Below are 19,485 nucleotides of genomic sequence, written 5' to 3'. Positions count from 1 at the left end.
GGGCAAAGGGGGCGTCCGCGGGTTACACCAACTAACCCGGCGGCCGTGCCGGGGGGGGGGGGCCCGGCGGGGCCCCCCCCCGGACCGGTTGTCGGCGCAGCGGCCCGCCCGCACCACCGGTGCGGCCCGGTCCGCGCGACACGGAACAGAGGACCACGATGCACATCCGCGTACCGGAGCAGCCGAGCGGGCGGCTGACCGACGCCTGGCGGGCCTGCGTCGGCACGGGCCGCTTCGACCTGGCGCTGCGGCGTGACTACCAGGACTCCCTCGCGCTGGTGCAGCGGGAGATCGGCTTCCGGCACATCCGCGGACACGGGCTGCTCAGCGACGGTGTCGGCGTCTACCGGCCCTACCAGCACCAGGGCTCGCGCCGGATCCGGCACAGCTTCAGCTACGTCGACCAGGTGGTCGACGCCTATCTCGAACTCGGCATCCGGCCCTTCGTCGAGCTGGGCTTCATGCCGACCGCGCTCGCCTCCAGCGACCAGACCGTCTTCTGGTGGCAGGGCAACGTCACCCCGCCCCACTCGGAGTCGGAGTGGACCGACCTGGTCAAGGCCACCGTCGGGCACCTGGTCGACCGGTACGGCCTCGCCGAGGTACGCCGCTGGCCGATCGAGGTGTGGAACGAGCCGAACCTGGAGCAGTTCTGGCAGGGCGCCGACGAGAAGGCGTACCACCGGCTCTACGAGGTGGCCGCGCACGCCGTCAAGGAGGTGGACGCCGACCTCCAGGTGGGCGGGCCGGCCGTCTCCCCCGGCGCCGACGAGTGGCTGCCGCGCTTCGCCGAGTTCGTCGCGGCCCGCTCGGTACCGGTCGACTTCGTCAGCAAGCACGCGTACACCTCCGGGCCGGCCCAGCACGTGCCGTTCGGGGTACACCAGACGCTGGCTCCGGCATCCCGGCTGCTGGAGCAGTTCGGCACGCCGAGGGAGCTGCTCCGGGACACCGCCCTGGCCGGGCTGCCGGTGCACATCACCGAGTTCAACTCGTCGTACCGGCCGGACAACCCGATCCACGACACGGCGTTCCACGCCGCGTACCTGGCCCCGGTGCTGGCGGGCGGCGGTGAGCTGGTCGACTCCTTCTCGTACTGGACCTTCAGCGACATGTTCGAGGAGGTCGGCATCCCGACCTCGCTCTTCCACGGCGGTTTCGGCCTGCTCACCCACCGCCAGATCAAGAAACCCACGTACCACCTGTACGCCTTCCTGGCCCGGCTCGGTGACCAGGTGCTGGCGCGCGGCACCGACCACCTGGTGACCCGGGAATCCGCCGGGCGGGTCGCGGTGCTCGCCTGGGCCCCGGTGGACGTCACCGGGGCGGCACCGGTCGACCGGCATCGGGTGGCGCTCTCCGTCCCGGTCGGACCGCCGGGCGCCACCTCCGCCTTCCTGCTCCGCTCGACGGTCAACGAGGAGCTGGGCAACGCCTGGACGGCCTGGTCGGAGATGGGTCGGCCGCGCTCGCCGCGCCCCGGTCAGCTCGACGCGCTGCGGGAGGCGGCCGAGCCGGCCCGCACCCACCGGAGCCTGCCGATCGTGGCCGGCCGGGTCGACCTCGACCTGACCCTGGCCCGGCACGAGGTGACCCTGGTAGAGATCACGGCGGTGGTCGACGAGACCCCGCCGTGGTGGGACGAGGACCGGCTCCTCGGCCTGGCACCGGGGGACCGAACGCCCCGAGAGGAGCCGGAATGAACGACACGAGGCAGGCCGGCAGCCGGTTCGGGACCGGACCGCTGTCCCGGGCCATGGCGCTGCTCTACAGCCTGCTGGTGGTGGAGCTGCTGCTGGTGCTGACCACGCTGCCCGGCCTGGTCCCGCTCTTCCTGCTGGACCGGCACGCCAGCAACCTTCCGCTGGTCGCGCTCTGCGCACTGCCGCTCGGGCCGGCCCTCTCCGCCGCGCTGTACGCGCTGCGCCACCACCGCCCGGACCTGACCGACCTGAACCCGGCGGCCCTGTTCTGGCGCGGCTACCGGGCCAACGCCCGGGGCGTACTGGCGATCTGGCCGCCCTGGCTGGCCTGGCTGACCATCGTCGCGCTGAACCTCAGCTACTTCGGCGCCGCCCGCGTACCCGGCTGGTGGCGGGTGCCGCTGCTGCTGGTGGCGCTCGGTGTCACCCTGTGGGGGATCAACGCCCTGGTGATCACGTCGCTGTTCAGCTTCCGGATCCGGGACGTCGCCCGGCTGGCGATGCACTTCCTCGGGCACACCCCCGGGGTCACCCTCGGCAACGCCTGCCTGCTGGTGGTGGCGGCCGGCGTCGTCTGGGTCTCCTCCGAGGCGGTGCTCGGGCTGCTCGGTTCGGTGCTGACGCTGGCCCTGCTCCGCAACTGCCGCCCACTGGTCAGCAAGGTCGAAGAGGAGTTCACCGCGTGAGCGAGCGCAGCGAGCGAACCATCAAACCCAGCGCCGATGAGCCTCAGGACGGCACGGAGCGCAGCGGAGTGCCGGCATGAGGCTGCCTGCCATTCCGAAGGTCGCATTCGGCGGGGACTACAACCCCGAGCAGTGGCCCGAGGACGTCTGGAAGGAGGACTACCGGCTCTTCGACGCCGCCCGGATCGACACCGTCACGCTCGGCGTCTTCGACTGGGCGCTGACCCAACCCGGGCCGGACGTCTACGACTTCAGCCTGCTGGACCGGATCGTCGAGCAGGCCACTGCGCAGCGCCGGCAGATCTGTCTGGCCACCGGCACCGGCGCGCACCCGGCCTGGCTGGCCCGGGCCCACCCGGAGGTGACCCGGACGGACTTCGAGGGCCGCAAGCACCGGTACGGCCAGCGGCACAACTCCTGCCCCAGCTCTCCCGTCTTCCGTCGACTCTCCACCGAACTGGCCCGGCGGATCGCCCGCCGGTACGGCGGCAACCCGGCGGTCGTCGCCTGGCACGTCGGCAACGAGTACGGCGGCGCCTGCTACTGCGACCTCTGTGCCGCCGGCTTCCGCGACTGGCTGCGCGACCGGTACGGCAGCCTCGACGCGCTCAACGCGGCCTGGTACACCACCTTCTGGTCGCACACCTTCACGGACTGGGCCGAGATCGAGCCGCCGTCGGCGCTGACCGAGCACTGGCGCGGGCCGAACCACACCGCCTTCCAGGGCATCACCCTCGACTATCTGCGCTTCATGTCGGACGCGATGCTGGCCAACTTCTCGGACGAGAAGGCGGCCATCCGGGAGTCGAGTCCGGACGTCCCGGTAACCACGAACTTCATGGGGATGTACCGGCCGATCGACTACCACCGCTGGGCCCCGCACCTCGACTTCGCCTCCTGGGACAACTACCCGCCGGACGACAACTCCCCGGCCTGGATGGCGCTGGCCCACGACCTGATGCGCGGGCTCAAGGACGGCCAGCCGTTCTGGCTGATGGAGCAGACCCCGAGCTACACCGCGTCCCGGGACGTCAACCCGCTGAAGCGGCCCGGGGTGATGCGGCTGTGGAGCTGGCAGGCGGTGGCGCACGGCGCCGACGCCGTGCTCTTCTTCCAGATGCGCGCCTGTAGGGGCGCCTGCGAGAAATACCACGGCGCGGTGATCGGGCACGCCGGGCGGCAGGACACCCGGGTCTTCCAGGAGGTGGCCGAACTCGGCGCCGAGCTGGACCGGCTCGGCCCGGCGACGCTGGGCGGCCGGACCCCGGCCCGGGTCGCCCTGCTCTTCGACTGGGACAGCTGGTGGGCGTTGGAGATCTCCGACGGCCCGTCCCGGCTGCTGCGCTACCAGCAGATCGTGCACGCGTACTACCGGGCGCTCTGGGAGGCCGGGGTCGACGTCGACGTCGTACCGGTGACCGCGGACCTCGCCGGCTACCAGGTGGTGGTCGCGCCGGCGCTGCACATGCTCAAGGGTGACCTGGCGCAGCGGCTGGCGGCGGTGGCCGAGCGCGGCGGTTCGGTGCTGACCACCTTCCTGTCCGGCCGGGTCGACGAGGACGACAACGCCTTCCTGATGGACGTGCCGGGTCCGCTCGGGCCGCTGATGGGCATCCGGATCGACGAGTGGGACGCCCGTCCGCCCGAGGTGGTCAATCCGGTACGCCTGCACGGTGCCGGCCCGGACGTCGAGGTCGAGGTCGAGTCGCGGCTCCTCTTCGAACTGGTGATACCGCAGGGTGCCGAGGTGCTCGGCACGTACCAGGCGGACTTCTACGCCGGTACTCCGGCGGTCACCCGGAACAGCTACGGCGCCGGTCACGGCTGGTACGTCGCCGCCGGCCTCGACCAGCCGGGAGTGCACTGGGTGGTCCGCCGGGTACTGGAGCGGCACGACCTGGTCGGGCCGTACGCGGACGTGCCCGGCCTGGAGTCGACGGTGCGGGTCGGCCCGGACGGGACGCGGCTGCGGTTCCTGCTCAACCACGGTGCCGAACCGGTCGAGACGGCGGCGCACACCGCCGGTACCGACCTGCTCGGCGGGGGCCGGGTCGAACCGGGCCAGCCGATCCGGCTCGACCCGTCGGGCGTGCTGGTGCTGCGCGAGGAGGCGGCCCCGACCCGACCGACGACGGGTCCCGACGAAGACCGGGAGGGGGCGCGATGACCACCGCCGGGGGGTCGGGCACCATCCAGACCGGCGCCGAGCCGGCGTCCCCGCATCCGGCGTGGTTGCCGCCGGAGGCGTTCCGGGAAATCGGCGCACGCCGGACGCTGGTCTACGGCGCCGGCACGCTGGTGGAGACCGTACGGGACGAGGCCACCCGGGCCTGCGGCCGCTACGGCGGCACGGTCGACCACCACCCCGGCCACCCGGCAGAACCGGACGGGGCGGCAGAGCTGGACCGGGCCGCCCCACCGGGCCGGGCCGGAGCTGGCGCCGAGGCATACGACCTGGTCTTCGCGCTCGGCACGACCGGGCCGCTCCCGGGCGGTGCGGCGCTCGCCGCCGAGGTCGGGCGGGAACTGGGACCGGATCGCGGCGGGCTCGGCCCGGAGGGCTTCGCGCTGGTCCGCCGGGACGGCGTCACGGCGGTGCTGGCCGACCAGCCGGCCGGGCTGCTCTACGGCCTGTTCCACGTCGTCCGGCTCGGTCCGGCGGCGTTCGGCGCCGACCGGCCGGTCGAGCGGCACCGGCCGGCGATGCGGCTACGGCTGGTCAGCCACTGGGACAACGTCGACGTGCATCCGGTGATGGGGCAGGTCGAGCGCGGCTACGCGGGCGGGTCGATCTTCTGGCGCGACGGTGCGCCGCGCCGCGACCCCGACCGGGTACGCGGCTACGCGCGGCTGCTGGCCGCCTGCGGCATGAACGCGATGACGGTCAACAACGTCAACGTGTACGGCACGGCGACCCGGCTGCTGACCGACCGGCTCGACGACGTCGCCGCGATCGCGGACCTGGTCCGCCCGTACGGGATCCGGGTGCACCTGTCGGTCAACTTCGCCGCGCCGGTCACCCTCGGTGAGCTACCCACCGCCGACCCGCTCGACGGCGACGTGCGGGCCTGGTGGGCCAGGGCCGCCGGGCGGCTCTACGAGACCGTCCCGGACTTCGGCGGCTTCATGGTGAAGGCCGACTCCGAGGGGCAGCCGGGCCCGTACCGGTACGGGCGCACCCAGGCCGACGGCGCGAACATGCTCGCCGACGCGCTGGCCCCGTACGGCGGGGTGGTGCACTGGCGTGCCTTCGTCTACAACCACCGACAGGACTGGCGCGACCGGTCCACCGACCGGGCCCGGGCGGCGTACGACCACTTCACGCCGCTGGACGGTCAGTTCCGGGACAACGTGGTCGTGCAGGTGAAGCACGGTCCGATGGACTTCCAGACCCGCGAGCCGGTCTCCCCGGTGCTCGCGGCCATGCCCGGCACCCGGCTGGCGGTGGAGGTGCAGGCAACCCAGGAGTACACCGGACAGCAGCGACACGTCTGCTATCTGGGTCCGTGCTGGAGCGAGGTACTCCGGTTCGCGCCCTGGGGTCCGGGCCGACCGACGGTCGCCTCGGTGGCCGCCGGCACGGCGGGAGACGACGGCGGCGTTGCCGCTTCCGGGGGCGGCGGTCTGGTGGTCGTCTCCAACGTCGGCGACGACCACTACTGGACCGGACACCCGCTGGCCCAGGCCAACCTGTACGCCGTCGGCCGGTTGGCCTGGGCGCCCGACCTCGACCCGCTGGCCGTACTCGACGAGTGGATCGAGCTCACCTTCACGCCGTCGGCGACCGCCGATCCCGACCTGCTGCGCGGGACGCTGCACGCGCTGCTGGACGACTCGTGGCGCAGCTACGAGCGGTACACCGCACCGCTCGGGGTCGGCTTCATGGTCTCGCCGGGGCACCACTACGGCCCCGACGTGGACGGCTACGAGTACTCGCGGTGGGGCACCTACCACTTCGCCGACCGGGACGGCGTCGGAGTGGACCGTACTCGGGCCACCGGAACCGGGTTCACCGGCCAGTACCCGCAGCCCTGGGCGGACCGGTACGAGTCGCTGGAAACCTGCCCGGACGAGCTGCTGCTCTTCTTCCACCACGTGCCGTACCAGCACGTACTGCACTCCGGGTCGACGGTGATCCAGCACATCTACGACACCCATTTCGCCGGGGTCGAGCAGGTGGCGGAGATGGTGCGCCGGTGGGAGCGGATCGGCCCGGCGGGTCTGCTGGATCCGGCGTTGCACGCCCGGGTGACCGACCGCCTCGCGGAGCAGTTGCGCTCTGCCGAGGAGTGGCGCGACAAGGTCAACACCTACTTCCTCCGCAAGTCCGGAGTACCGGACGCGCGCGGCCGCCGGATCCACTGAACCCGGCGGTCGGCGGCCGCCGACCGCCGGCGCGTCCGCCAGGCCACCTGCCACCTGCGGTCCGGGCCCCGACACGCCTTGTACGATGTCGTCCCGGAGGAAAGTTGAGGTAGGTGGCCAGCCAAGCCGAGCCCGGAGCCGAGCCCCGGATCCCGTTGAGCCGCGACCGGGTGCTGCGGGCCGCGGTCAGCGTCGCCGACTCCGGCGGCATCGAGTCGCTGACGATGCGTCGTCTCGCGGAGCACCTCGGGGCCGAGGCGATGTCGCTCTACTACCACGTCGCCAACAAGGAGGACGTGCTCGACGGCGTCGTGGACGTGATCGCGACGGAAATCAACGAGGTCGTCGACCGGATCGACGTACCGGCCGGCGGCGCGGACTGGAAGAAGGCGGTACGCCAGCGGATCCTCTCCGCCCGCGAGGTCCTGCTCCGGCACCGCTGGGCTCCCGGGGTCTTCGAGACCCGCACCAACACCAGCCCGGCGGTGCTGCGCTACTACGACGCCCTGCTCGGCCTGATGCGCGCCGGCGGCTTCTCCTACGACCTGGCGCACCACGCGCTGCACGCGCTGGGCAGCCGGGCGTTGGGTTTCACCCAGGAGTTGTTCGATCCGAACAGCGGCGCCGGTGCCACCGATCCGGCTGCCGCGATGGCGGAGATGGCCGGGCAGTTCCCCCACCTGGTCGGGATGCTGGCCGAGATCGCCCACGACGATCCCGACTCGACGCTGGGCTGGTGTGACGACCAGAGCGAGTTCGAGTTCGGGCTCGACCTGATTCTGGACGGCCTGGACCGGATCCGCGAGCGGGGCTGACCGCTCCGCCGTCCGGCTTGGGCGGTCCCGACACCGTCCCATCCACCATTGGTCCCTGTTCGGGTGCGAACCCTCGACAACCTTACGCCGTACGAGTACCTTACGTTGTACGACTTACGGCGTAAGGGCGGCTACCGCGTCCACTCGGGGACACCCGCCCGTTTGCCCGCAACCGCACCCGGACAAGGAGACGACGATGAAGGCGGCAGTCCTGCGTTCGTACGGCCCACCCGATGCCCTGGAACTCACCGACGTACAGCGGCCCGCTCCCGGCGACGACGAGGTGCTGGTCAGGGTCCGGGCCACCTCCGTCAACCCGTACGACTGGCACCACATCCGCGGCGAGCCTCTGGTCGCCCGCCTGATGCCCGACGGCCCCGGGCTGCGCGGCCCGAGCATCGGCATTCCCGGCTGTGACATGGCCGGTCAGGTCGAGTCCGTCGGCCGGAACGTGACGGAGTTCCGCCCCGGCGACGACGTCTACGCCCTGCTGCCGGAGGGCGGCTTCGGCGAGTACGTCTGTGTCCGGGAGGACCTGCTGGCGGCCAAACCGGCGAACCTGTCGTACGAGCAGGCGGCGGCGGTACCGATGGCCGGCGTCACCGCCCTGGTGGGGCTGCGCGACGCGGGCCGGCTCCAGCCCGGTCAGCAGGTACTCGTCAACGGCGCCTCCGGCGGGGTGGGCACCTTCGCCGTACAGCTCGCCCGGGCGTTCGGCGCCATCGTCACCGGCGTGTGCAGCAGCCGGAACGTCGACCTCGTCCGGTCGCTCGGCGCGGACGAGGTCGTCGACTACACCGCCGAGGACTTCACCCGGCGCGGGGGCCGCTACGACCTGCTGCTGGACAACGCGGGCAGCCGTACCGTGCCGGCGTACCGGCGGGTGCTGACCCGCAACGGCACCCTCGTCCTCGTCGGTGGCCCGGCCGGTCGCTGGCTACAGCCCGCCGGCCGGGTCTTCGCGGCGCTCGCCGTGGGCCCGCTGGTGTCCCAGCGGATCGCCATCGCCGACGCGGTCCGCTGCCCGGACAAGAAGCAGTGCCTGCGGCTGCTGGCCGACCTCATCGAGGACGGCAAGGTCACCCCGGTCGTCGACCGCCGCTATCCGTTCGCGGAGATCCGGGCAGCCGTGCGCTATCAGGAGGAGGGACACAGCCCGGGCAAGGTGGTGGTGACGATCTGAGCGAGATGGTGGCGACGCTCCGCCCGCCCGGCGACCCGGTGCCGGGGCGACCCGATGCTCCGGATCGCCCCGGCCGTCGGGCGGCCGGGGCGTCGGGCGGCCGGGGCGTCGGGCGGCCGGGGCGTCGGGCGGCCGGGGCGTCGGCGCCGGTCAGCCGCCGCTGACCGGACGGAACGGGTCGACCGAGTGCCGGGCCTTCGCCGTCCGGTTGGTGGTCGTCGCGATCGTGTCGAACATGACCCGGCCGAGCGCCGCGTGCGCCTGCACCGCCGGGTGCGTCGCCCCGTAGTTGTCCAGGTCGGCGAGGGAGTCGGCGAACATCGCGTACGTCAGCGTCGGGGCGCCCGCCGCGTCGAACATGATCCCGGCCTCGTGCCGGGCCGCGCCCAGGTCGTCGAAGTCCGCGCCGTACTTGGTGGCGACCCGGCTGCGCTCGGCCGACGACATGTTGCGGCGGACCCCGTCGTGGTATCCGTTGATCCACCGCAGGATGCCGAGCAGGAAGTCGGCCGACCTCGGCGTCACGATGGTCTTGTTGGCCAGTCGCCACAGCAGGTCGTGGGTCTCCCGGGGCGTGGTGACGCCGAGGAAGAACCGGTTCGGGTTGGCGACCGGCTCGACCCGGGTGTGCGTGAAGCCCAAGCTGGCGAGGATCTCGTTGATCTCCAGCGCCGGCACCACCCGGCCGCACATCCGGACCGCCGTGTTGTCCGAGACCAGCAGCATCGCGGTGAGGAAGTTGGCGACCGTGATGTCGTCGCCCCAGACGGTGTGCAGGAAGTAGATGCCGGTGCCGCCGAGGATGATGTCGGCGGTGAGGTCGAGCTTCTGGTCGAGCCGGAGCTGGCCACGGTCGATCTTGTCCATCACCGCCACCGCCACCGCGAGCTTCTGCACGCTGTAGCCGTGGGTCACCCGGTCGGCGTCGTCCGCCACGACGGTCTCCAGGGTGCCGGCGGCGTTGACCATCGCGATGTGCGAGTGCCACACCCCGCCGGCCCGGGCCTTCTGGGTGGCGTACGCACGCTGGATCACCGCCTGCGGGGTGCGGGGCACCCGCGGCGGGCCGACGGGTGCCCGACCGACCGCCACCGTGGTAGCCGGTGCGGCGGCCGCCGGCCCACCGGTCGCGGCCAGCGCGGCCGCCGCCGCTCCCATCCCGATCGCCGCGCGGCGGCTGACATGCTCCGGCACAGTTCCTCCCCCGTGATCATCGACAACTGTCGTGGGGGAGCGTACCGAGCGTGATTTCAGGCAACAACCCGGACGAGGTCGGACACGCCGGGCGGTCCCCCGGTCCGTCCCGTACCGCGCTTGATTCGTCCACTATCGACCTGGGTACTCCTCGCGCCGCTCTCCGCCGCCGGGCGATCTTCTTCCGACCCGGCCGTTGTACCGGCGGTCTGGTCCGGCCTGCTTCCGGGCCATCACCGTCCGCCCACCACGCCGGGGAAGAACGGCCCGGAGCGGCCCGCCGGGCGTAGGCTGGGCAACGTGGATCAAGAAGACCGGATCGCCCTCTTCCTCGACTACGAGAACCTCGCGCTCGGTGCGCGCGACCATCTCGGCGGCCTGGCCTTCGACTTCCGCCCGATCGCCGACGCGCTGGCCGAGCGCGGCCGGGTGGTGGTCCGCCGGGCGTACGCCGACTGGTCGTACTTTGACGAGGACCGCCGGATGCTCACCCGGTCACACGTGGAGTTGATCGAGATCCCGCAACGGATGGGTGCGAGCCGCAAGAACGCCGCCGACATCAAGATGGCGGTCGACGCCGTGGAGCTCGCCTTCGAACGCGACTACCTGTCCACCTTCGTGATCTGCACCGGCGACAGCGACTTCACCCCGCTGGTGCACAAGCTCCGCGAACTCAACAAGCGGGTGATCGGCGTCGGGGTGGAGAAGTCCACCTCGGCACTGCTGCCGCCCGCCTGCGACGAGTTCCTCTACTACGACCGGCTGGAGGGTGTGGACATCCCCTCGGCCCGCCCCCGGCGCGGCCGACCTGCCCGGCCCACCGGCCCGGAGGCGCCGCAGGGCGGTCCGGACCAGCAGACGGAGCCGGGACCGGAGCCGGCACAGGGCATTGAGGAGCCGGTACGCGACGTCGACACCCTCGCCGAGCTGGTCGCGCAGACCGTGGCAGGATTGCAGGGCAGCTCCAGCGGGGAGGTGACCGCCTCGACGCTCAAGCGCACCCTGCTGCGCAAGGACCCGACCTTCAGCGAGTCCGACTACGGGTTCCGGGCCTTCGGCGAGCTGCTCCGGCACCTGGCCGAACACAACGTCGTCGAGCTGACCGAGGGCCCGGCCAAGGGCGACCCGGGGGTGTCGCTGCCCGAACACGGCGACCGGGAGGTGGCGTTCGGCCTGCTCCGTACCGTGCTCCTCGACCTGGCCGGCGCGGACGGCTCGGTGGCGCTCTCCGGGCTGAAGAACCAGCTCCGCCGGGCGCGCCCCGACTTCAGCGAGAAGAAGCTCGGCTACCGCAGCTTCCTCCAGTTCTGCAAGGCGGCCGCCACCAGCGGCGCGGTCGAGCTGCGGTGGAGCCCCGAGACCGACGACTACCTGCTCACCGCGCGTCCCGCGTGACCCCGGAGCACCCGCAGAGCCGGCTTACCGCCGCCGGGGGCCGGGTGGACGGTTGGCGATAGGGTCTTGGCCCATGCGGTCGAAGCAGGAGCTGGACGCCGCCATCCGACGGGAGCGCCGGGCGGCGCTGGTGGTCAACGCCCGCTCCCGCCGGGGCCGCCGGCTCTACCAGGAGGCGCGGACCCGGCTGACCGGGGCGGGCTTCACACTGCTCGGCACCTACCCGGCGGACCGGCCGGGTGAACTGGAGGCGAGCCTGACCGCCGCCGCCGCGCTCGGCCCGGACCTGCTGGCCGTCGGCGGCGGCGACGGCACCATCGGGGCCGCCGCGCGGCTGCTCGCACACCGGGACATGGCGCTCGGACTGCTGCCGCTCGGCACCACGAACAACTTCGCCCGGACCGTCGGGATCCCGCTCGACCTCGACGCGGCCGTCGCGACGCTGGCCGGCGGCAAGGTGATCGACGTCGACCTCGGGCTCGCCGACGGGATGCCGTTCGCCAATCACGTCGGCATCGGGCTCTCCGCCGAGGTGATGGCCGGGGCACCGGCCCGGCTCAAGCGGGTCACCGGCCGGCTGGCGTACCCGGTGACCGCCCTGGCGCTGCTCACCGGACACCGCCCGATGCGGATCACCGTGCGGGCCGACGGGCAGGCCCGGGAGTTCCTGACCCACCAGCTCTACGTGGCCAACGGCGGCTTCCAGGCCGGCCGGCCGATCACGGCGGACGCGAACGCCGACGACCGGCTGCTGGTCGCGTACCCGGTGGGCGGCCCGACCCGGCGCGACCTGCTGCGCGCGACGGCGCGCAACGCGGCGACCGGTCATCGCCGCACTCTCGACGACGAGCCCTTCCTCACCGCGGGTGAGATTCTGCTCACCACCGACCGGCCGGCCCCGGTCGAGGTCGACGGCGAGGTACGCGGCCGTACCCCGATCCGGATCGGGCTCGACGCCAACGCACTGCGGGTGATGGCCCCCGCCGAGGTCCTCGACCGCTGACCCGCATCCCCGCCGGGCCGACCCGCGACGCGCCGGTACGAGACGGCAACCGCCGTACCCGGAATGGCCACCTGCTGGACCGTCCGATTCGCCGCCAGGCCCGGGCCTGGCGGAGGTGCACGAGGTGCTGAAGACGCCTCTCGGCAGGCTCGGCCACGCCGCGCTGTCCCTGGTCGGCAAGCCGCCGGCCGAAGGGTGGCGGCTTGCCTCCGCCGGCTCAAGCAGGTGCTGGAGACCGGGACGGTGACCGACACCGACCACGCGGTGGCGGGCAAGTTCGACCGGCGAGCCACGAGGCGGTGAAGTCCGGCGGCGGGCCGGTGTGGTGGTCCCGCGCGATCGGGATGCCGGTGGTGCGCGGCATCGGAAGGTCGCTGCCCGCCACGACGGCCAGGTGCCGGTACGGATAGCCGCGCAGGTCGCACCGGCCGTGGATCAGGGCCGCCGCGTCGACCTCGCGGGTCTGCGCGATCTGCTGCGCGGCCTGGAACGGGTGCATGCGGCACACCGTACTAGCCGGGACGCGGTGGCGTCGGCCGCTCACACGGCGCCATCGGGCTGGCACAGATCGGTTAGGATCTAGCGCCTGGGAGTCACGAGCTGGGCCGACCGGAGGCCGGGATCCGAGATCGGGACCCTTCTCCGGCACGGTGACGGGGCATGGGGGAAGCATGTTGCAGACATCGCGCACCGTCAGTCCCGACGATCCCAGGCTGGACCAGGCCCGACGCTTCGTGCGGCACCTGGAGGAGTCGCTGGCCGGCACGCCCCGTCACCTCCCGGTCGAGGGGCTGGACCGCATCCCGGGCGACGACCAGACCGGCACGGTCACCTGCGTGGTCGATGCCCGGGGCGACCTCGTGGACCTGCGCGTCGGCTCCGACTGGTGGTACACGGTGGGACCCTCGGGCGTCGCTTCGGCCATTCTGGACGCCCTCCAGTACGCCCAGGACAAGGCGATGCTGGCCATGGCGGTGCTGCGTCGGCACGGTCGGACGCCGCCGCCTCCGTCGACCGAGGACCCGTTCCCGCAGGACGACGGGTCCGCCGCGCGGCCGGGGGACGCCTGGGCCGAGTGGGGGGCGGCGGAGGCGCGGGTCGAACGGGGATACCACGTCATGTCGGCGGCGGACCAGTTCATCGACGCCCGGGACTCCGCCGAGCCGAGGACGATCTCCGGGCCACGCGGCCTGTTCCACCTGAGACTGGTCGGGTTCACCGTCGCCAGCGTGGAGGTCAGCCCGCGCATCGCCCCGGAGGACGCCGACGCGATAGCCGACGACGCGCGGGCCGCCCTGCGACAGGCCACCTGCGAGAAGGACCCGACGTACTGGTTCTCCGGAGAGGGCTCGCGCCGATGAGTGACTACGACTGGTTCAGCGCGGAGAGCATCGAAGCGGCCAGCGACGGCATTCGCGCCGAGGGGAAGAAGTCGACCAGTACGGTGCGTACGACAAGACCCACGGCTGGCTCACCGGACCGTTCCGGGACGCGACGACCAGGTTCGAGGAATTCGGCAACGCGTTGAACAAGTGCGCTGACGAGTACGACCGAACCGACGGCCGGAGCAAGGCCAGCTTCGACGAGATCGCGAACGCCTAGCCGGATCGCGCGTCCAGAAAGGGGTACGGTCCTGCCGTCTCCCGGAACCGACTCCAGCTACAAGGCCGGGCCGGGCCTGGCGGACAAGGCCTACCTCGGCATCCACAAGGACCGAGCCACGATCGAACTGTCCGTACTGTCGAGCAACGCCAGGTTCACGGTCTACTACCAGGTCCGTGAGGTGGAGCAGGCGGCCTGGGACGCGGCGCTGACCGAGCACCGGGAGACCATGCGAGGGCTGGCCGCCGACGTACTGGACGACCTCAGCTAGGAAGATCGGGAACGGCGGGGCGGGCCGGCGATCCGCGTCCGGTACCGCCGCATCGGACACCCGCGGGCTTCCCGTCGCGCCGCAGCGGAGAATGTTGCCAAGCGCACATCGACGGGTGACAATAACTTTCGCCAGATCCCTCGATCTCCGATCTCGCCCCTGCTCTCACCGGAGACGCCATGCGACGATCAGCCCTCGCCGTCCCGTTGTCCGCACTAATCGCCTTCGTCGGCATCGGCGCCGCGACACCCGCCCCGGCGGTCGCGGTCACCGCCACCTCCGACGTCGGAACGCTCGCCACCACGCCGCTGGCACCCGGCCTCTCCCTGAGCACCACCTCGACGGGCGGCCCCAATCAGATCAACGTCCTCACCGCGAACCTGTCCGAGCCCACCCTGAAACCGAAATACCTCAATCCGGGGACCGTCGGCGCCACAGCCACCCTGACCAGCCAGGCGAACCGGGTGGGTGCGGTCGCCGCCGTGAACGGCGACTTCTTCGACATCGGCGTCACCGGGGCACCCCGGGGCATAGGGCTGGACGACGGCACGCTGCTCAACGGCCCCGCCTCCGGCTGGAACAACGTGGCCGCGCTGTACGCCAACGGCACAGGCACCCGGGGCGGCCTGGCCCAGATCTTCCTCGACGCGAAGATCGCGCTGCCCGGCGGCGCCCAACTCACCGCCACCAACCTCAACTCACCGAACATCGCCGCCGACGGCATCGGCGTCTACAACGCCCTCTGGGGCGACGAGCCGCGCAGCCAGGTACTCGACGGCGCCACCCGCAGCCGCGAGGTGGAGGTGACCGGTGGCCGGGTCAGCAGGGTCAGCACCACCGCCGGCGCCAAGGTACCGGCCGGGTCCGTCGCCATACTCGGCGTCAACGCCGGTGCCGACGCCCTGGCCGGGATCGCCGTCGGCGACCCCGTCACGGTCAACTACTCGCCGCGGGGCGGGGCCGGAGCCGCCCAGGTCGCGATCGGCGGCAACCTCGTACTGGTCAGGGACGGGGTTGCCACCACCGTCTCGCATCCGCGGAACCCACGGACGGCGGTCGGCTTCTCGGCGGACGGTCTGACCATGTGGATGGTCGTCGTGGACGGCCGGTCCAGCACCAGCGTCGGTATGACCTATGTGGAACTCGCCAACTACATGAAGTCGCTCGGCGCCGACGACGCGATCAACCTCGACGGCGGAGGTTCGAGCACCCTGGTCGCCCGGATGCCCGGAGCGACGTCGGTATCGGTCCGTAACACCCCGTCGGACGGCGCGCAACGAGCGGTCCCGAACGGAATCGGCTTCGTCTCGACCGCACAGGCGTGGAGCAGCACGGTCGACAACACCACGGCCGGGCGGTTCAGCGCGAGCGCGAACTGGGGAACTTCCAGCTACTCCAGCCAGAGGTTCGGGGCCGACTACCGGTTCGCCGACCCGGTGCTCTCCAGCGACGTCGCCTGGTACAGGGTGAACGTCCCGGAGACCGGCAGCTACGCCGTCTCGGTCTGGTATCCGGCCGACCCTGGCTACAACGACTCGACGCCGTTCATCGTGGCCACCACCGGCGGCAACCAGACGGTACGGGTGAACCAGCGCGCCAACGGCGGCCGATGGGTGTCACTCGGGGTGTTCACGCTGGCCGCAGGGGATGCGAACACGGTGGGAGTGAGCCGATGGACATCCGGCACCGGTTACGTCGTCGCCGACGCGGTACGGGTCACCCGGGTCTGAGCGTCCGGGCCCGCCGTGGCGTGAGCCGACCGGCTCCGGTCTGGTGATCTTCTCACCCTCCTCCTGCGGTCCGTCGTTGCCGCAGGAGGAACGCCCGTGCCTGCGTCGCGCGGCTACTTCCGCCTGCGGCCAGCACGGACCGCAGTCGGAGGTCGAGAAGGTCCAATGTGGCACCCGAGGTCGTCCGCGACGACGCGGTCGCCGACCTGGAGGTCACCGCCACCGAGGTACGCGCGGTCCGGCTCGCCTCGGGACGGCGGCTTCCCGTGGCCGCCGTGGTGGACTGCGCGGGACCGCAGGCCGCCCAGATCGCCGCACTCGCCGGGCTGGTGCTGCCGATGCGCAACACCCGGGGCGTACTCGTCCACACCTCGCCGGTCACCGTCGCGGTGTCCCGGGTCGTGCACGCCCCGCGCGTGCACCTGCGCCCCGACGGGGACGGGCGGCTGCTGCTGCACAGCCCCGAGATCGACGGTGCGGCCCACCCGGCGGCCGGCGGCGGCTACCGGGTGGACCGGTCGGCGGTCGACCGGGTGGTCGAGGCGGCGGTCGCGCTCTATCCGGGAATCCGGGCCGCGTCCGTGCGCGGCGTACGCGTCGGCGAGCGACCCATCCCCGGCGACGGCCTACCGGTGCTGGGCCGGGCCGCCGAGCGGCCCAACTTCCACTTCGCCGTCTCGCACAGCGGCGCGACCCTGAGCGTGCACGCCGGTGACCTGGTCGCGGCCGAGGTGCTCGGCGAGGACCGCAGTGCCGAACTGGCACCGTTCCGGTTCGACCGCTACCGGAGCTGAGCCGCCGGTCCCCCGTCGGCGCGCCGCCGCACCGCCGTCACCGGGGGCCCGGCGTCGTGCAGGCCGCCGCGCAGTGGCAGCGGCCTCGCCCGGGGCAGCGGTTCGGCGACGAGTCTCGGTGGCCGGGGTCCCGCCACCCCGCCGTTCAGCGCTGGATGGCCTTGATCTCCAGGAACTCCTCCAGGCCCGCCCGGCCGAACTCCCGGCCGTTCCCGGACTGCTTGTAACCGCCGAACGGGGCGAGCGGGTTCCAGTGGCCGCCGTTGACGTCGACCTGGCCGGCGCGCAGCCGCCGGGCCACCGCGAGGGCGTGCTCGGGCTCGCCGAAGACACCGCTGGTGAGGCCGTACATGGTGCCGTTGGCGATCGCGACGGCCTCGTCCTCGTCCGCGTACGGGATGATCGTCAGGACCGGGCCGAAGATCTCCTCCTGGGCGATCACCGAGTGCGGGTCGACGTCGGCGAAGATCGTCGGTCGGAGGTAGGCGCCCTTCTCAAGCCCCTCCGGCCGGCCGGGGCCGCCGAAGACCAGCCTCGCGCCGTCGGCGATGCCCCGCTCGATGTAGCCGTGCACCTTCTCCCGGTGCGCCTCGGAGGCCATCGGACCGATCCGGGTCGCCTCGTCGGTCGGCTCGCCCACGACGTACTCCCGGGCGGCGGCGACCGCCAGCGCGACGACCTCGTCCTGCCGCGACGCCGGCACCAGCATCCGGGGCCAGGCGCCGCAGACCTGGCCGCCGTTGGCGAACGCCATCATCACCCCGGTCCGTACCGCCGTGGGCAGGTCGGCGTCGTCGAGAATGACGTTCGCGCCCTTGCCGCCGAGTTCCAGCGCGACCCGCTTGACGGTTCCGGCGGCGACGGTGGAGATCCGCCGGCCGGCCCGGGTGGAGCCGGTGAACGAGATCATGTCGATGTCCGGGTGGGCGGAGATCGCCTCGCCGACGACCGGTCCGGTGCCGTAGACGACGTTGAAGACCCCGGCCGGCAGGCCCGCCTCGGCGGTCACCTCGGCGAGGATCCGCGCGGTCAGCGGCGCGATCTCGGAGGGCTTGAACACCATCGTGTTCCCGGCAGCCAGGGCCGGTGCCAGCTTCGACACGATCTGCTGCAACGGGAAGTTCCACGGGGTGATCGCGCCGACCACGCCGATCGGCTCGCGTACCACCAGCGAGTTCCCGATCTCCTCGGTCCAGGCGAAGTCGGCGGCCAGGGTGGCGAAGGACTCCGCGACGGCGACCGGGAAGCCGACCTGGGCGGTCCGGGACATGCGGATCGGTGAGCCCATCTCGGCGGTGACCGCGGTGGCGATCTCCTCGGCACGGGTCCGTAGGCCCTCGCCGATCCGCCGCACGACGGCGGCCCGCTCGGCGGGCGCGGTGGCGGCCCAGCCGGGGAAGGCGGACCGGGCGGCGGCGACCGCCCGGTCCAGGTCGGCGGCGGTACCGGCGGGTACCTCGGCGGCGATCTCGCCGTTCGCCGGGTTCCGCACGCCGATGGTTGCCGGCGATCCGGCCGGGTGCCACCCGCCGTTGATCCAGTGGCCGGTCGCGGTCTGTGTTGGTCCAGTCATGGATCCGAGTCTTGGCCGGCCGGGCGGGCGTAACCAGGTACAGCCGATCCGTGGACACCCGTCGCCTGGCTGGCCGCTCGCCCCCGGTGCGACGATCGGCACCACCCGGAATTCCCGCCGGTCCCGAGATTGTTGCCGAAGTCGTGCCGGTCGCGCGGACCGGCGGATGTTCGCGACCGGTCGTCGGTGTCCCCCCACCCGGGGGCGGTAGTGCTCGCGAACAGGGTCGTCCGGTGTTCGCAACGGGTCGACAAACGACCGGACCGACCGGAAGAGGAGGAGACGCCATGGACCGGGACCGGCTCGCCGAGTTCCTCCGGAGCCGGCGGGAGGCGCTGCAACCGGAGGACGTCGGGCTGCCCCGGGGGCAGCGGCGGCGGCGTACCGGCGGGCTGCGCCGCGAGGAGGTCGCCGCGCTCAGCGACATGTCGACCGACTACTACAGCCGGATCGAGCAGCAGCGCGGCCCGCGCCCCTCGGAGCAGATGCTCGCCGCGATCGCCCGCGGCCTGCGGCTCTCCCTGGAGGAACGGGATCACCTGTTCCGGCTGGGCGGATATCCGACGCCGAGTCGGGTACGGCGTGCCGACCACATCAACCCGGGCATGATGCGGATCTTCGACGGGCTCGGGGACGCCGCCGCCCAGGTCGTCAGCGACCTCGGCGAGACGTTGCGGCAGACCCGGCTCGCCACCGCCCTGCTCGGCGACGAGACCCACCACACCGGGCTGGCGCGCAGCCTGCACTACCGCTGGTTCACCGACCCGGAGAGCCGGCGGGTCCACCCCGAGGACGACCATCCCGGGCACAGCCGGCTGCTCACCGCCGACCTGCACCGGGCGTACACCCGGGCCGGGCGGGACTCCCGGGCCGGTGAGATCGTCGACGTGCTCCTCGCCCGGAGCCCGGAGTTCGCCGAACTGTGGCAGGAACACCCGGTCACCGGCCCGTACTGCGCCCCGAAGCGGATCCGGCACCCACGGCTCGGGCTGCTCGAACTGCACTGCCAGGTCCTGCTCGACCCGGACCAGTCCCAGTCGCTGCTGGTCTTCACCGCCACCCCCGGCACAGAGAGCGCCGAGAAGCTGCGACTCCTCTCGGTCGTCGCCGGTCAGGAGTTCTGAGGCACCCGGCCGCAGCTCCGGCGGCGACCGGGGGACGCGTACGAATC

Annotated in this window: 15 protein-coding genes; 12 read left to right on the top strand and 3 right to left on the bottom strand. The window is 72.4% G+C overall.

Annotated elements, in window-relative coordinates:
* Positions 1–158: 158 nt before the first annotated feature.
* The 6 genes from R6Y94_RS10205 (at position 159) to R6Y94_RS10180 (ending at position 8,752) form a co-directional block, all read left to right on the top strand.
* On the top strand, positions 159–1,703 hold the full coding sequence (locus tag R6Y94_RS10205; RefSeq protein ID WP_318395554.1) for a GH39 family glycosyl hydrolase: 1,545 nt from the start codon (positions 159–161) through the stop codon (positions 1,701–1,703).
* Entirely contained in the window at positions 1,700–2,389 is a 690-nt protein-coding gene (locus tag R6Y94_RS10200; RefSeq protein WP_318395553.1) for a DUF624 domain-containing protein, read from the top strand. Before R6Y94_RS10205 ends, R6Y94_RS10200 begins: the two co-directional genes overlap by 4 nt.
* Positions 2,390–2,465: 76 nt before the next feature.
* Complete coding sequence (locus R6Y94_RS10195) at positions 2,466–4,556, top strand: beta-galactosidase (RefSeq protein WP_318395552.1); 2,091 nt, start codon at positions 2,466–2,468, stop codon at positions 4,554–4,556.
* Entirely contained in the window at positions 4,553–6,754 is a 2,202-nt protein-coding gene (locus R6Y94_RS10190) for an alpha-glucuronidase (protein ID WP_318395551.1), read from the top strand. The genes R6Y94_RS10195 and R6Y94_RS10190 overlap by 4 nt, the downstream gene beginning before the upstream one ends.
* Positions 6,755–6,867: 113 nt before the next feature.
* The gene (locus R6Y94_RS10185; RefSeq protein ID WP_318395550.1) at positions 6,868–7,569 is read left to right on the top strand and encodes a TetR/AcrR family transcriptional regulator; all 702 of its coding nucleotides are present in this window, start codon (positions 6,868–6,870) and stop codon (positions 7,567–7,569) included.
* Between the two features lie 196 nt (positions 7,570–7,765).
* Positions 7,766–8,752, top strand: a complete 987-nt coding sequence (locus R6Y94_RS10180; RefSeq protein WP_318395549.1) for an NAD(P)-dependent alcohol dehydrogenase — start codon at positions 7,766–7,768, stop codon at positions 8,750–8,752.
* A 150-nt stretch (positions 8,753–8,902) separates the two neighbouring features.
* Here the strand turns inward: R6Y94_RS10180 and R6Y94_RS10175 are convergent, their stop codons facing one another.
* Positions 8,903–9,946, bottom strand: coding sequence for a serine hydrolase (locus R6Y94_RS10175; RefSeq protein ID WP_318395548.1), 1,044 nt, complete (start codon positions 9,944–9,946; stop codon positions 8,903–8,905).
* Positions 9,947–10,246: 300 nt separating this feature from the next.
* On the opposite strand from R6Y94_RS10175, the gene R6Y94_RS10170 reads away from it, so the two are divergent.
* Together R6Y94_RS10170 and R6Y94_RS10165 are read left to right on the top strand one after the other, a co-directional pair.
* A complete protein-coding gene (locus R6Y94_RS10170; RefSeq protein ID WP_318395547.1) occupies positions 10,247–11,341 on the top strand; it encodes an NYN domain-containing protein in 1,095 nt (364 codons plus the stop codon).
* A 73-nt stretch (positions 11,342–11,414) separates the two neighbouring features.
* A complete protein-coding gene (locus tag R6Y94_RS10165; protein ID WP_318395546.1) occupies positions 11,415–12,344 on the top strand; it encodes a diacylglycerol/lipid kinase family protein in 930 nt (309 codons plus the stop codon).
* A 217-nt stretch (positions 12,345–12,561) separates the two neighbouring features.
* Here the strand turns inward: R6Y94_RS10165 and R6Y94_RS10160 are convergent, their stop codons facing one another.
* The gene (locus R6Y94_RS10160; protein ID WP_318395545.1) at positions 12,562–12,843 is read right to left on the bottom strand and encodes a hypothetical protein; all 282 of its coding nucleotides are present in this window, start codon (positions 12,841–12,843) and stop codon (positions 12,562–12,564) included.
* Between the two features lie 172 nt (positions 12,844–13,015).
* Here R6Y94_RS10160 and R6Y94_RS10155 point away from each other — a divergent pair, with 172 nt between their 5' ends.
* The 3 genes from R6Y94_RS10155 to R6Y94_RS10145 all read left to right on the top strand — a co-directional run bounded on the left by R6Y94_RS10155 (position 13,016) and on the right by R6Y94_RS10145 (position 16,741).
* Positions 13,016–13,705 carry a hypothetical protein gene (locus R6Y94_RS10155; protein WP_318395544.1) on the top strand — a complete coding sequence of 230 codons (690 nt, stop codon included), beginning with the start codon at positions 13,016–13,018 and terminating at the stop codon, positions 13,703–13,705.
* A 691-nt stretch (positions 13,706–14,396) separates the two neighbouring features.
* The gene (locus tag R6Y94_RS10150; RefSeq protein WP_318395543.1) at positions 14,397–15,947 is read left to right on the top strand and encodes a phosphodiester glycosidase family protein; all 1,551 of its coding nucleotides are present in this window, start codon (positions 14,397–14,399) and stop codon (positions 15,945–15,947) included.
* Positions 15,948–16,114: 167 nt separating this feature from the next.
* Positions 16,115–16,741 carry an FAD-binding oxidoreductase gene (locus R6Y94_RS10145; RefSeq protein ID WP_318395542.1) on the top strand — a complete coding sequence of 209 codons (627 nt, stop codon included), beginning with the start codon at positions 16,115–16,117 and terminating at the stop codon, positions 16,739–16,741.
* Between the two features lie 145 nt (positions 16,742–16,886).
* Here the strand turns inward: R6Y94_RS10145 and R6Y94_RS10140 are convergent, their stop codons facing one another.
* Positions 16,887–18,314 (bottom strand): aldehyde dehydrogenase family protein, encoded by a 1,428-nt coding sequence (locus R6Y94_RS10140; RefSeq protein ID WP_318395541.1) that lies wholly within the window; start codon positions 18,312–18,314, stop codon positions 16,887–16,889.
* Between the two features lie 287 nt (positions 18,315–18,601).
* Here R6Y94_RS10140 and R6Y94_RS10135 point away from each other — a divergent pair, with 287 nt between their 5' ends.
* Positions 18,602–19,438, top strand: a complete 837-nt coding sequence (locus R6Y94_RS10135) for a helix-turn-helix transcriptional regulator (RefSeq protein ID WP_318395540.1) — start codon at positions 18,602–18,604, stop codon at positions 19,436–19,438.
* The last annotated feature ends 47 nt before the right edge of the window (positions 19,439–19,485 follow it).

The sequence above is a fragment of the Plantactinospora sp. KLBMP9567 genome (assembly GCF_033446045.1).
Classification (GTDB): Bacteria; Actinomycetota; Actinomycetes; order Mycobacteriales; family Micromonosporaceae; genus Plantactinospora.
The sequence above is the reverse complement of the archived record's forward strand: the minus strand, read 5'-3'. Positions and strand labels throughout refer to the sequence as shown.